Here is a 13,360-nt window from a genome sequence, read left to right on the forward strand (position 1 = left end):
TTCGGGCGCGATCGCCGCGCGGCCGTGCGGGCCGGGCGGGGTGGTGGACGCCGTCCACGGGGGACGGCCGGTGGTGGACGCCACCGGAGCACGGCCCGTCGGCGAGCCGGCCGGGCGGCGACGGGTGCCGCGACGTCAGCGCGCGAACCGGGGTGGCGCACTGCGGCGCAGCCGCGTCACCTGCGCCTTTCCGACCTTGGGAGGGCACTCGTGGTTGGCGATAATGGCAGCCATCGCGCCCTCCTTCGGCGAGCTCGGGGTGACCGTTTCGGGGAGATCACCAACCGTGACGGGGCGTCAACTCAGAGTGCAGAATTTATAAACCTCCGAGGGTCGTAAAGTCAATGCATCAAAGGAGGTCGATCACTTGACCACCCTGCGCCGCCCGCAACCGGCGCCGATCCCCCTGCCCGGCGCCCGCCCCGGTCGCGACCCCGGCCGGGCCATCAAGCGCGGGCCGCGCCGGGTCTCCGCCGAGGTGGTGGCCGCGACCCAGCGCGACCGGCTCTTCGACGGGCTCGTGCAGGAGGTGGCGACGAAGGGCTACGACAACGCCCGGGTCACCGACATCTGCCGCGCCGCCGGGGTGACCCGGCCGGCCTTCTACGCCCTCTTCACCGGCAAGGAGGACGCCTTCCTCGCCGCGTACCGGCACGGGATCGCGGTGGTGTCGCAGCTGATGGAGAACGCCTACCGGGACGCCGGACCGGACTGGCCGGACGCCGCCCGGGCCGCCCTGCGAACCCTGCTCGAGGTGCTGGCCAGCGTGCCCGCCTTCGCCCGGATGGCCCTCGTCGAGGTCGACGCGGCCGGCCCGGACGCCCGCCGGGAGCGGGACGCCCTGCTCACCAGCTTCCGCCGGTTCTTCGCCGACGCCGGACCGGGACCCGGCTCCGGCGACGTGGACCGGGAACTGCTGGTGTCCACGGTGGTCGGCGGCCTGCACGCGACCATCCGCGGCCGGGTGGCGCACGGGCCGATCGAGGAACTGCCGGCGCTGCTGCCGGTGCTCACCTACGCGGCCATCGCCCCGTTCCTCGGGCCGGCGGAGGCGACCCGGGCGACCCGACCGGTGAATCCGGCGGACGGGCCGGCCGCCGCGGCGCCCTGTGCCGAGCCGACCGGCCAGCCGTGACACCGGCGCGATCGGAAACCGCAGGGGTTTTTCACCGTTGGCCGCATTTCGCAGATGAAGCCCACCGGCTCCCGCTACACGGTGTTGACCGACCCTTTACCCAGCGGTAACTTCGGCCTGCGCCCTCGGCGCCGCACCATGCGAGCCAATTCAGATCTCTTCCACCACACCGGCCACCGGCCATCCGGCAGCGCCGATGAATTGATCTCGAAAAGGAGCCGCCATGTCGGAGCAGATCACCCCGATCGAACCCGGTCCGCCGCAGAGCGGCGTGCGCTGGCGCCGGTTCGCCGTCACCTTCGGCACCGTCGCGGTGGGCGCGGCCGGCATGATCGCGCTGACCGCGCAGGGCGCGCTCGGCGCGCAGTTCGCCATCTCGGGCATGCCGTTCACCGTCACCGCCGACCGCCTCGACGGCACCGGCTTCGAGCAGTTCGCCACGATCGACCACATGATCGAGAACAGCCCGAACGAGGGTGACACCGGCGGCCAGGTCCTGGTGATGGTCTCCGCGATCGACCGGGCCCAGTTGACCAACCTCTGCCAGAGCATCAGCCTCGGTGGCATCAACCTGCGGATCACCGCCGGCACCGGCAACAAGCCGGTCACCGCCCGCACCCTGGTGGTCGACGGCGACGAGGTCGCCGGCAACGCCTCGTTCAACAAGATCAACGTCGGGCAGGATGCCAGCACACTCGACCAGGTCCCCGGCGTACGCGGCAATCCGGGCGTCTTCTCCCAGCAGGCCGACACGGTGACCATCACCAACCTGCGGCAGAACAACTACGCCACCACCGCGGCCGTGTTCACCCTGCCCAACCTGCACATGTCGTTCAGCTCCAACGAGTGCTGACGTGACCACCCCGGACCACCCCGCGGCGCCGGCCGTCCGCCCCACCGGCGGGCGCTGGCGCCACTGGCGGCGGGGCCGCCCGTTCACCGCCGGGGTGCTGATCACGCTCGGCGGCGCCGAGATGCTGGTGACCCTGCGGGCGCCGCTCGGGGTGCTGCTGCACGTCGGGCCGCAGGGCCTGGCCGCGTACCTGGTGCCGACCATCCTGGTGCTCTGCGGGGTGCTGCTGATCGCCACCCCACAGCAGCGGGTCTTCTACGCGCTACTCACCCTGGTGCTCGGGCTGGCCTCCTGGCTCACCTCGAACCTCGGCGGCTTCCTGGTCGGCATGCTCCTCGCCCTGGTCGGCGGGGCGCTCGCGTTCGCCTGGACGCCGGACAAGCGCCGCGCCGCGCCGACGCCGTCGGCACCCGGCGAGCCCGTGGCCGCCGAAGCGCCGCCCGTGGCCGGCGACGCCACGCCCGCGCCGCCCGCGCCCCGCGAGCCGGCCGACCGGAGCGCGGCCGACCTGCCCTGACTCAGCGGGCGGTGTCGGCGACCGCCTGGGCGAACACCTCGGAGCGGTGCTCGAAGTTGCGGAACCGGCCGTAGCTCGGCGCGGCCGGCGAGAGCAGCACCACCCCGCCCGACGGGGTGAGCTTGCGGGACAGCCCCACCGCGTCCACCAGGTCCTCGGCGATCTCGGTACGCACCCCCGGCAGCCCGGCCAGCGCCGCCACGATCCGCGGGCCGCTGTCCGGGATGCCGATCACGGTGATCTCCCGCTCGGCCAGGTGGTCCCGCAGCGGGCCGTAGTCCAGACCCCGGTCGGTCCCGCCGACGATCACGGTCAGCGGCCGCCCCTCGTACGCGTCGATCGCGTGCATGGCCGCGTACGGGCTGGTGGCCAGGGTGTCGTCGACGAAGGTGAGGCCGGAGGGATCGGCGATCTCGGTGAGCCGGTGGGCCAGCCCCTGGAAGCCGGCCACGGCCACGGCGAGGCTGTCCTTGCGGCCCACCACGTCGACGCCGAGCGCGTCGAGCACCGCCAGGGCGACGCAGAGGTTGCCCTCGTTGTGCCGGCCCACCAGCGGCAGCACCGCACGCGGGAAGAGCGGCGTGTCCCGCAGGTGGAACCAGGGGGCGCCGTCCGGGCCGGACGCGACGTGGGCACTGTCCGGGAGGCCGGCCCGGATCGCGGCCCGCTCCCCCAACTCCACCGCGAGCCGCGGGTCGGCGCCGTTGACCACCACCGCGTGCGGGCCGTGCGCGAGCAGGTTGAGCTTGTCCCGGTAGTACTCCCGCTCCCCGCCGTGCGCGTCGAGGTGTTCCGGGAAGAGCGCGGTGACCACCGCCACCCGGGGCGAGTCGGCCAGGTCGGCGCACTGGTAGCTGGACAGCTCCAGCACGTACAGGTCCGCCTCGGGCAGGTCGAGCAGCGGCACGCCGATGTTGCCGCCGAAGACGTTCGGCCGGTCCATCGCGGTCAGCAGGTGGCTGATCAGGCTGGACGTGGTGCTCTTGCCCTTACTGCCGGTGACCCCCACCGTCCGGTCGGCGTGGTCGGCCATCCACAGGGCGCTGCCCTGGGTGACGGTGACCCCGCGACGGCGCAGCTCCACCATCCACGGGTGGGTGCTCGGCACCCCCGGCGACCGGACCACCACCTCGGCGGCGGCCAGCCGGTCGAACCCCTCCTCCCCGGTGACCAGTGGCGCGGCCTCCGCCAGCGGACCCTCCCAGGGCAGGGTGAGGAAGTTCGCGCTGTCGTCGACGGCCACCAGGCCGGCCGGGCCGTGCGCGGCGATCGCGGTCACCGCGGCCCGGCCCTCCCGGCCGGCTCCCCAGACGGCGACATGACGTCCGCGCAGATCAGACAGGCGCACGAGCTCTCCTCGGGGGTTGCGACGGCGACGGGCGGGCGCGGTCCGGCACAGCCGGACACGGCGGACGAACCAGGGCCTAGTATGGCGTGTGCCCAACGAGCAGCTCCGGCGGATGGACGCCTTCACCTTCCCGTCCTACTCGATCGACTTCGCCACCGGCGAGGTGTTGCTGGACTACGCCCTCACCGGCCCCGACGGCGAGCAGCGGTTCACCGAGGTGATCATCCTGCCGCTGCCGGCCGAGCCGGTCTCCGACGAGACGGCGGCCACCCTCGACCGGGTCCTCGAACTGCTGCACATCGTGGCCGGGGTCAGCTACTACAAGGCCGCCGCGCCGCCCCGCCTGGTGCTGCCGGCGCCGCTGGGCACGGCCGCCGTCGAGTTCGTCACCGCCGTCTACACCCGGGGCCTGGCCGAGTACGCGTACCGCAACCAGCTGCCGCACGTGCTGGAGCTGCGCCCGGAGATGCCGGCCGGCGAGGTCGACCCACCCCGGGTGTACGACGACTCGGACCGGCGTCCGCTGTCCGCGGTCGGCGGCGGCAAGGACTCCATCGTCAGCCTGGAGGCGCTGCGCCGGGCCGGCTTCGACCCGGTGCCCTTCTCGGTCAACCCGAACCACGTGATCGTCTCCGTCAACGAGGCCTCCGACCTGGTGCCCCTCGCCGCCCGGCGGCGGATTGACCCGGTGCTGTTCGACCTCAACGCGGCCGGCGCGCTGAACGGCCACATCCCGGTCACCGCGATCAACTCGCTGATCGCGGTCGCCACCGCCGTGCTGCACGGTCTCGGCCCGGTGGTGATGTCCAACGAGCGGTCGGCCTCCGACCCGAACCTGGTCTGGAACGGCCACGAGATCAACCACCAGTGGTCCAAGGGGGTGGAGGCCGAGGGGCTGCTGCGGGCGGCGCTGGCCGAGCACGCCGGGCTCACCGAGCCGTACTTCTCCCTGCTGCGCTCCCTCTCCGAGCTGCACATCGCCCGGCTCTTCGCCGAGATCGAGCGGTACGACGCCGTGGTGACCAGCTGCAACGCCGCGTTCAAGCTGCGCGACGCGAGCGAGCGGTGGTGCCGCGACTGCCCGAAGTGCCGGTTCGTCTTCCTGGCCATGGCCCCGTTCATGTCCCGGGAGCGGATCACCGGCATCTTCGGCGGCGACCTGCTCGCGGACGAGTCGCAGATCCCCGGCTACCGGGAGCTGCTCGGCGTGGACGGGCACAAGCCGTTCGAGTGCGTCGGCGAGGTCGAGGAGTCCGTGGTGGCGCTGAGCCTGCTCGCCCAGCAGGAGCAGTGGCGCGACGCCCCGGTGGTCCGCGCCCTGGTCGAGGCCCTCCCGGAGACCGCCTGGACGGCCGCCGCCACCTCCGACGTCTTCACCCCCGCCGGCCCGACCTACGTCCCCGCCCCCTACGCCAAAGCCCTCACCGCCCTCACCTAACCCCCCCACCCCACCCCACCCACCCCACCCACCCCACCGCGCCCGCGCCCGCGCCCGCGCCCGGCCTGGCTCGATCGATCATGAGGTTAGCCGCGCGATTCGTCCGATTCGTCGCCGCTAACTTCATGATCGACCAGACCGGGTGGGGGTGGGGGTGGGGGGTGGGGTTAGGGGGTGCGGACGGCGTCTAGGGCTAGGAGGGCTACGTGGAGGGAGAGGCAGGCCTCCACCGAGTCCAGGTCGACGTCGAGGATGCGACCGATCCGGGCCAGCCGCTCGTAGAACGCCGGGCGGGACAGGTGCGCCGCCGAGGCCGCCGCCGACTTGTTCCGGCCCTGCTCCAGGTACGCACGCAGGGTGTCGAGCAACTGCTCGCGGGGGTGCTGCGCGTCGTACCCGAGCAGTGCGCCAAGTTCCCGCTCGACGAAGGTCTGCAGGCGCGGCTCGTCGCGCAGCAGGTGCAGCAGGCCGGCCAGCCCGACGTGCGGCAGCCGGAAGATCGGCAGGTCACGCCGGTCCCGGCGGGCCGCCTCGGCGATCTGCCGCGCCTCCACCAGTGACCGGCGCGCCTCCCGCAGGCTGCCCACCCCGGAACCGGCCGCGATGATCACCGCCGCCGGACCGCCCGCCCGCAGCGCGCCGCCACGGGCGGCACCCTCGGCCACCCGCGGGGCGGCGGCGCCGCCGGATCGGGGGGCACCGTCGGTGGCGCGTACCGTGCCGGCCGTGACCGGGCGGGACGCGCCGTCCGCGGTCGCCGGGACGGAGCGGGGGGCGGGGTCGGCCGGGCGGGCGGTGGGCCGGGGTACCGCCGGGCGGGCCGGGTCGGCGTCCAGACGTACCCGGCGCAGTGCGGCGGCGAACGCGGCGAGTGCCTTCTCCTCGGCGGCCGGGTCGGACAGGGCCAGCAGCGCGCCCACCGCATGGTCGTCGACGGCGCTGGTCAACGCCGTGAGTTTGGCCTCCCGCAGGGCCTGGCCGACGGCTTCGGCGAGGTCGCGCAGCCGGGCCGGACCGGCCGCCGGACCGGCCTCGCCACCGACGCCCGCGCCCTCCCCCGCCGGATCGTCGGCCCGGTGCCGGACGACCACGCCGACCAGGTGCCGGCGGTCGAGCGTCACGCCGAGCGCCTTGGCGCGCAGCGCCACCTCGTCGACCGGGCGGGAGTGGTCGATCAGGGCGGTGAGCAGGGTGCGGTGGATCTGCCGTTCCAGCCCCTCGGCGTCGCGCCGGATCAGCCGGCCGAGGGCGAGGGTGGAGGCGGCCCGTTCGATCAGGATGGTGAGCCGGGTGGGCGGGGTGGCCACCGTCGCCACCGGGCCGGACTCCGGCTCCGCGCGGGCCACCCGGTCGCCCGGGTCCGGGCTGGTCAGCTCGCCGCCGGCCGGCCAGCGCAGCAGCAGCCGGCCCCAGTCCTGGCCACGCGCGCCGACGGTGGTCACCAGCCACCCGCTGTGCGGGTCGTACGCGGTGCGCCCGGCGGGCCGGATCCGCCGGGAGTGCTGCTCCCAACCGTCCAGCAGCAGCTCGGCGCTCTCCCCCGCCGGGTCGTACGCGAGCACCTGCCGGGACAGGTTCTCCAGCACGACCGGGCAGCCGGCCAGCTCGGCGGCCTGCCGGACCACCTCGGCCGGCTCGGCGCCCTCCACGGACAGCTCGGTGAACCGCTGGTGGATCTCCTCGGTGGCGCGCAGCTCGGTGAGCTGGGCGTCCACGATCAGCGCGTGCACCGCCTCGGTGATCCGGACGAACGGGGTGGCCCGGCGCAGCTCGACCAGCGGCAGGCCGCGCCGCTCGGCGGCGGCGGCCATCACCCGGGGCACCCCGCTGACGTAGCGGCGGCCCAGCTCCACCACCAGCCCGGAGACCCCGACGTCGGCCAGGTCGCCGATGAACGCGCGCAACCCCGCGTCGTCGGCGGGCAGCCCGATGCCGGTGGTCAGCACGAGCTCGCCGCCGCCGAGCAGGGTGGCGATGTCGGGCACCTCCGCCACGTGCACCCAGCGGACCCGGCGGTCCAGGCCCGCATCGCCCGCGACCAGGCGCGGCGCGCCGTGGCGCACCGGCACCAGGGCGAGCACCTCACGGACGGTAGGGAACACGGGCGACACGCTACCCTGCGTCACCTTCGGTCCAGAAGACCCGGCCGCGCCCGGGGTTCTCCTGGCCCCCGTCGCTCAGTCGACGCCGAACTCCATCGCGGCACGGTCGAGCGCCTCGTCCTCGGCGGAGGGGACGCCCCGGGAGGCGATGGCCTCCGCGCCGCCCTGTGGCATCGCACCGATCAGTCCGGTCGAGGCGGCCTGCGCGGCGCCGACCATCCGCTGCGGGGCCGCGCCGCCCACCATGCCGAGGGAGGCGTACTGCTCCAGCTTCGCCCGCGAGTCGGCGATGTCCAGGTTGCGCATGGTGAGCTGACCGATCCGGTCCGACGGGCCGAACGCCGAGTCCTCGGTACGCTCCATCGACAGCTTGTCCGGGTGGTAGCTGAACGCCGGGCCGGTGGTGTCCAGGATCGAATAGTCCTCGCCCCGGCGCAGCCGCAACGTCACCTCGCCGGTGACCGCCGTGCCGACCCAGCGCTGCAACGACTCGCGCAGCATCAACGCCTGTGGGTCCAGCCAGCGCCCCTCGTACATCAGCCGACCGAGGCGGCGACCCTCGTTGTGGTAGTTCGCCAGGGTGTCCTCGTTGTGGATGGCGTTGACCAGCCGCTCGTACGCGGCGTGCAGCAACGCCATGCCGGGCGCCTCGTAGATGCCCCGGCTCTTCGCCTCGATGATCCGGTTCTCGATCTGGTCCGACATGCCCAGGCCGTGCCGGCCGCCGATGGCGTTGGCCTCCAGCACCAGGTCCACCGGACTGCCGAACTCCTTGCCGTTGATCGTCACCGGGCGGCCCTGGTCGAAGCCGATCGTGACGTCCTCGGTCGGGATCTCCACCGACGGGTCCCAGAACCGGACCCCCATGATCGGCTCGACCGTCTCGATGCCGGTGTCGAGGTGCTCCAGGGTCTTCGCCTCGTGCGTGGCGCCCCAGATGTTGGCGTCGGTCGAGTACGCCTTCTCGGTGCTGTCCCGGTACGGCAGGCCGCGTTCGAGCAGCCACTCCGACATCTCCGTACGGCCGCCCAGCTCGGTGACGAAGTCGGTGTCCAGCCACGGCTTGTAGATGCGCAGCTGCGGGTTGGCCAGCAGGCCGTACCGGTAGAACCGTTCGATGTCGTTGCCCTTGAAGGTCGAGCCGTCGCCCCAGATCTGCACGTCGTCGGAGATCATCGCCCGCACCAGCAGGGTTCCGGTCACGGCCCGACCCAGCGGGGTGGTGTTGAAGTACGCCCGCCCGCCCGAGCGGATGTGGAAGGCCCCGCAGGTCAACGCCGCCAGGCCCTCCTCGACCAGGGCGGCGCGGCAGTCGACCAGGCGGGCGACCTCGGCGCCGTAGCTGAGCGCGCGACCGGGCACCGAGGCGATGTCCGGCTCGTCGTACTGGCCGATGTCGGCGGTGTAGGCGCAGGGAACCGCGCCCTTGTCGCGCATCCACGCGACCGCGACGGAGGTGTCGAGACCGCCGGAGAAGGCGATACCGACTCGTTCACCGATGGGCAGGGAGGTGAGAACCTTGGACACAGGGAAGATTATGCACCGGAGCGCATGGTCATGCAAACGAATGCCCGACCTGCTACTCGCCGCCGTCCGGTGGATCGTCGCGGCCCAGCTCCCAGCAGGCGACGGCGGTGGCGGCCGCGACGTTGAGCGAGTCCACCCCGCGCCGCATCGGGATCACCACCCGGACGTCGCTGGCGTCCATCGCGGCCCGGGTCAGGCCGGCCCCCTCGGCGCCCATCAGCAGCGCCGCGCGGGCCCGTCGCGCCGCGTCGAGCCGCTGGATGGGCACCGCGTCCGGCGCGGGCGTCATCGCCAGCACGGTGAAACCGGCCGCCCGGACCTGCGCCAGCGCGTCCGGCCAGGGCTCCAGCTTCGCGTACGGGATGGCGAAGACCTCCCCCATGCTGACCCGGACGCTGCGCCGGTAGAGCGGGTCGGCGCAGGTCGGTGAGAGCAGCACGGCGTCCACGCCGAGCGCGGCCACCGCCCGGAAGATCGCGCCGAGGTTGGTGTGGTTGTTGACGTCCTCGAGGATCACCACCCGGCGGGCGGTGGCGAGGACCTCGGCGGCGCTCGGCAGCGGCTTGCGGTGGAACGAGGCGAGCACGCCCCGGTGCACGTGGAAGCCGGTGGCCCGCTGGAGCACCTCCGGGGTGGCCGCGTAGACCGGCGCGTCCCCGGTGTCCAGGTCGGCGAGCTGGTCCACCCGCTTCGCGTCGACCAGGCACGACCGGGCCGGGTAGCCGGCCCGCAGCGCCCGCCGCAGCACCAGCTCCCCCTCGGCGATGAACAGGCCGTGCGGCGGCTCCCAGCGAGTACGCAGCTCGACGTCGGTCAGCGCGCGGTAGTCGGCGATCCGGTCGTCGTCGGGATCGGTGATCTCATGGACGGGCACCGCACGATTCTGCCCGGTCCGCCGCGCCGGGCCGGCGTGGCCCGGCGCCGCGCGCGGCGCGGCTCACGCCTTGACGTAGCGCAGCAGCACCGACCGGCCGTCGAAGCTCCTGGTCTCCACCAGCCGCAGGTCCAGTCGCGCCTTGTCGGGAAAGACCGGGGTGCCCCCGCCCAGCACGACCGGATGCACGACCACCTGGTACTCGTCGATCAGCCCCAGCCCGGTCAGCGCCGCCGCCGCGCCGGAGCCGCCGGTGAGCAGCAGCTCGCGGCCGGGTTGCGCCTTCAACTCGGCGATTTCGGCCGCCAGGTCGCGGCCGATCACCCGGGCGCCGTACTCGGCGGTCTCCAGGCTGCGGGAGATAACGATCTTGGGGGTGCGCTGCCAGACCGGCGCGAATTTCAGGTCGTGCGGGTCCTGCGAGATCTGCTCGGCGCGCGGCCAGTACCAGGACATCAGGCCCCACACCTTGCGCCCGTAGAGGAAGGCGTCGGCCCGGTCGGTCAGCTCGAAGGAGTACGCGGACAGCTCCGGCCCCATCGCCGCCCAGTCGAACTCGCCGTTCGGCCCCTCGATGAATCCGTCGACGGACTGGTGCACCCAGTAGACCAGCTTGCGCATGATGTCCTCCTGCTCGGTGGCGCCCCCGGCGGGCGCGCTCACCGGTGGGTCGGAGTCACCGGACCGGATCCGACAACGGCCGCGGATTTTTTCCGCGGCGCACTAGATTCCGGTCGTGGAATACCGCCTGGAGGACCGGCTGCCAACGGTCGAGGAGTTCCTCGCCGTCACCACCGCGGTCGGCTGGACCGACGCGTACGATCCGGCGGCGGTCCCGGCCTCGCTGGCCGCCTCGCTGCACGCCGTGGTGGCGGTCGAGCGGGACCGGGTGATCGGGCTGGGCCGGTTGGTCGGCGACGGCGCGATCTACTACTACCTGCAGGACCTGGCGGTGGTGCCGGAACGGCAGCGGCGCGGGGTGGGCGCGGCGATTCTCGGCCGGCTGGAGGAGTGGATCGCCGGCCGGGCCTCGTCCCGTACCTTCGTCGGCCTCTTCGCGGCCGGCGAATCGGTCGGCCTCTACCGCCGCTTCGGGTACGCGGTGCACGACGACATGACCGGGATGTTCCGGGTCGGCCCGCGCTGAGCCGGGTGCACGCCGCGGCCGGCCGCCCGGATTCGGACGGCCGGCCACGGCACCCGTCGTCAGCCCCGGCCGCGGCCCTGGAGCCAGCGCAGGAGGTCGCCCGGCAGGTTCTGGTCCTGGTTCTGGTTCTGCTGGGGCCGCGGCGACGGGCTCGGCTGCGGCTGGGGGCGCTGCGGGTCGCCGGCCAGTTCCCGGCTGGGGGCGGTGAAGTCCTTCACCGGCTTGCCGTCCACCGCCGTGCGGATGGTCCGGGCGACCGCGTCGATCACCCTGGCCTGCACGGCCGAGCCGACCAGGTCGGTGGAGTCGTCGGGGTTGGCCGCGATCCCGGCGACCGCCGCCTGCGGGGTGAACCCGACGAAGGTCTCGGTGGCGTTCTGCTCGGAGCTGCCGGTCTTGCCGGCGACCGGCCGGCCGACGATCCGGTTCACCGAGGTGGCGGTGCCGCCGTTGCACTGCCCGTACGCCGACTGCTGGCCGACCGGGCAGCGGGCCGCGTCGGTGGCGGCCCGCGCCACGTCGGTGTCCAGCACCTTCTTGCAGGAGGGCTGGCCGACGTCGACCTTGTCACCGTTGGCGGCGGTCACCGAGACCACCGGCTGCGGGGTGCAGTACGTCCCCTCGGCGGCCACGGTCGCGTAGGCGTTGGCCAGGTCGAGCGGGGTGGTGGCGGCGACGCCGAGGGTGAACGCCCCCCAGTTCGCCGCGTCGTTCTTGGCGAAGTCGGCGTCGGCGCCGGCCCGGAAGGTGATGCCGAGCCGCTGCGCCATCTCCACCACCTTGTCCTCGCCGACCTGCTCGGCCAGCCAGACGAAGTAGGTGTTCACGGAGCGGCCGAAGCCGTCCCACATCATCCGGTAGCCGTCCATCCACTCCGGGTTGGCGTTGCCCGGGCACCACTTGCCGTCGCAGTTGCCCTCGGCGTCCGAGGCGTAACGGGTGGGCAGCTTGGCCGGGGCGTCGAAGCCGGTGGCGAGCGGCTTGCCGGCCTCCAGCGCGGCCAGCATGGTGAACAGCTTGAAGGTCGAGCCGGCCTGGTAGCCGGCCACGCTGGCGCCGCCGGAGATCAGCGGGTTGACGGTGTTCGGGTGGTTGGCCTGCCCGGCCGGGTTGTCCGCCAGGCTGTAGTGCCGGTTGACCGCCATGGCGAGCACCCGGCCGGTGCCGGGCTCGACCGCGGCGATGGGCAGGGCCCGCTTGTTGTCGTACCCGTAGACCTTGGTGGCCTGCTGCTGGGCGGTCTGCTGGATCTTCGGGTCGAGGGTGGTCACCACCGTGTAGCCGCCCCGGCGCAGCGCCTGCTCGCGCTCCTTGACGGTGTTGCCGAATTCCGGCTGGCGCAGCCACCACTGGCGCAGGTAGTCGCAGAAGAAGCCCCAGTCGTCGTGCCCCTGGGCGACCGCGGTGCAGCCGTTGGGCTGGGCGGTCGGGTGCAGGGTGAGCTTCTCGGCCTTGGCCGCGGCGGCCTGCTGGGCGGTGATGGCGCCGGTGTCGGCCATCGAGTCGAGCACGTACGCCCGCCGGGCCAGCGCCTTGTCCTGGTCCCCGTCGATCGGGCTGTACTCGTCGGGCGACTGGACCAGGCCGGCGATCAGCGCCGCCTCGCTCAGGGTCAGGTCCGCGGGCGCCTTGCCGAAGTAGCGCTGGCTGGCCGCGGCCACGCCGTACGCCCCGGAGCCGAAGTACGCGATGTTGAGGTAGCGGTTGAGGATCTCGTCCTTGCTGAGGGTCTTCTCGAGCGCGCCCGCGTACCGGATCTCCTGGAGCTTGCGCCCGACGGTCTGCTCGGTGGCGGCCTGCCGCTCCTCGGCGGTGCGGGTGGGGTCGGTCTTGAGCACGTTCCGGACGTACTGCATGGTCAGCGTGGAGCCGCCCTGCTCGGTGCCGCCGCCCTTGACGTTGGCGACCAGCGCGCGGGCGATGCCCCGCAGGTCGGCGCCGCCGTGGGAGTAGAACCGACGGTCCTCGGCGGCGACGATCGCCTGCCGCATCACCGGCGCGATCTCCGCGAGGGGCACGTCGGTGCGGTTGACGTCGTAGAACGTGGTGATCAGGGTCTTGCCGTCGTTGGCGTAGAGGTAGGAGCGCTGCGGCTGTGCGGGGGTGCGCAGCGCGTCGGGCAGCTCCGCGTACGCGCCGAGGACCGACTTGGTGACGAACCCGCCGAGCAGGTTGCCGGGGAGCGCGGCGACCGCGAGGACGAGCCCGGCGAGGAGGCCGGTGAGCAGCACGGTGAAGAGCCGCGACAGCGGCGTCCGGGGAGACGGCATGCACCCCAGGATTACCGCGAAAGCCGCCAACCGGCCAGTTCGCCAGCCAACTGTCAGTTACCTCACGGTGACCTCTCAGCTACCCGCCCGTCCAGTGCGGAGGGGTTCCCGTCCGGTCCCGCCCCGGGTGTCCGGTCCCGCCGTCCGCC

Annotated in this window: 11 protein-coding genes; 5 read left to right on the forward strand and 6 right to left on the reverse strand. The window is 73.3% G+C overall.

The window, feature by feature from the left end:
• Positions 1-367 precede the first annotated feature (367 nt).
• The 3 genes from EFE23_RS15645 to EFE23_RS15655 all read left to right on the forward strand — a co-directional run bounded on the left by EFE23_RS15645 (position 368) and on the right by EFE23_RS15655 (position 2,505).
• On the forward strand, positions 368-1,135 hold the full coding sequence (locus EFE23_RS15645; protein WP_123241664.1) for a TetR/AcrR family transcriptional regulator: 768 nt from the start codon (positions 368-370) through the stop codon (positions 1,133-1,135).
• A 223-nt stretch (positions 1,136-1,358) separates the two neighbouring features.
• Positions 1,359-1,988 (forward strand): DUF6230 family protein, encoded by a 630-nt coding sequence (locus EFE23_RS15650; protein ID WP_123241665.1) that lies wholly within the window; start codon positions 1,359-1,361, stop codon positions 1,986-1,988.
• A gap of 1 nt (position 1,989) precedes the next feature.
• A complete protein-coding gene (locus tag EFE23_RS15655; protein WP_233601006.1) occupies positions 1,990-2,505 on the forward strand; it encodes a DUF6114 domain-containing protein in 516 nt (171 codons plus the stop codon).
• A gap of 1 nt (position 2,506) precedes the next feature.
• Here EFE23_RS15655 and murD read toward each other — a convergent pair whose 3' ends face one another.
• The gene (gene murD / locus EFE23_RS15660) at positions 2,507-3,853 is read right to left on the reverse strand and encodes a UDP-N-acetylmuramoyl-L-alanine--D-glutamate ligase (protein ID WP_123241666.1); all 1,347 of its coding nucleotides are present in this window, start codon (positions 3,851-3,853) and stop codon (positions 2,507-2,509) included.
• 88 nt (positions 3,854-3,941) lie between these two features.
• On the opposite strand from murD, the gene EFE23_RS15665 reads away from it, so the two are divergent.
• A complete protein-coding gene (locus tag EFE23_RS15665; protein ID WP_123241667.1) occupies positions 3,942-5,291 on the forward strand; it encodes a MurL-like N-terminal domain-containing in 1,350 nt (449 codons plus the stop codon).
• A gap of 167 nt (positions 5,292-5,458) precedes the next feature.
• Here the strand turns inward: EFE23_RS15665 and EFE23_RS15670 are convergent, their stop codons facing one another.
• The 4 genes from EFE23_RS15670 to EFE23_RS15685 form a co-directional block, all read right to left on the reverse strand.
• Positions 5,459-7,393 (reverse strand): PucR family transcriptional regulator, encoded by a 1,935-nt coding sequence (locus EFE23_RS15670; protein WP_444939633.1) that lies wholly within the window; start codon positions 7,391-7,393, stop codon positions 5,459-5,461.
• A 75-nt stretch (positions 7,394-7,468) separates the two neighbouring features.
• Positions 7,469-8,920 (reverse strand): argininosuccinate synthase, encoded by a 1,452-nt coding sequence (gene argG / locus EFE23_RS15675; protein WP_123241669.1) that lies wholly within the window; start codon positions 8,918-8,920, stop codon positions 7,469-7,471.
• Positions 8,921-8,972: 52 nt separating this feature from the next.
• Complete coding sequence (locus EFE23_RS15680) at positions 8,973-9,794, reverse strand: TrmH family RNA methyltransferase (protein ID WP_123241670.1); 822 nt, start codon at positions 9,792-9,794, stop codon at positions 8,973-8,975.
• 63 nt (positions 9,795-9,857) lie between these two features.
• The gene (locus tag EFE23_RS15685; protein WP_233601007.1) at positions 9,858-10,457 is read right to left on the reverse strand and encodes a dihydrofolate reductase family protein; all 600 of its coding nucleotides are present in this window, start codon (positions 10,455-10,457) and stop codon (positions 9,858-9,860) included.
• A 73-nt stretch (positions 10,458-10,530) separates the two neighbouring features.
• On the opposite strand from EFE23_RS15685, the gene EFE23_RS15690 reads away from it, so the two are divergent.
• On the forward strand, positions 10,531-10,941 hold the full coding sequence (locus EFE23_RS15690) for a GNAT family N-acetyltransferase (RefSeq protein ID WP_158675869.1): 411 nt from the start codon (positions 10,531-10,533) through the stop codon (positions 10,939-10,941).
• Positions 10,942-11,000: 59 nt separating this feature from the next.
• On the opposite strand, the gene EFE23_RS15695 is transcribed toward EFE23_RS15690, so the two are convergent.
• On the reverse strand, positions 11,001-13,211 hold the full coding sequence (locus tag EFE23_RS15695; protein ID WP_123241672.1) for a transglycosylase domain-containing protein: 2,211 nt from the start codon (positions 13,209-13,211) through the stop codon (positions 11,001-11,003).
• Positions 13,212-13,360 lie beyond the last annotated feature (149 nt).

This window comes from Micromonospora solifontis (assembly GCF_003725545.1).
Lineage (GTDB): Bacteria > Actinomycetota > Actinomycetes > Mycobacteriales > Micromonosporaceae > Micromonospora > Micromonospora solifontis.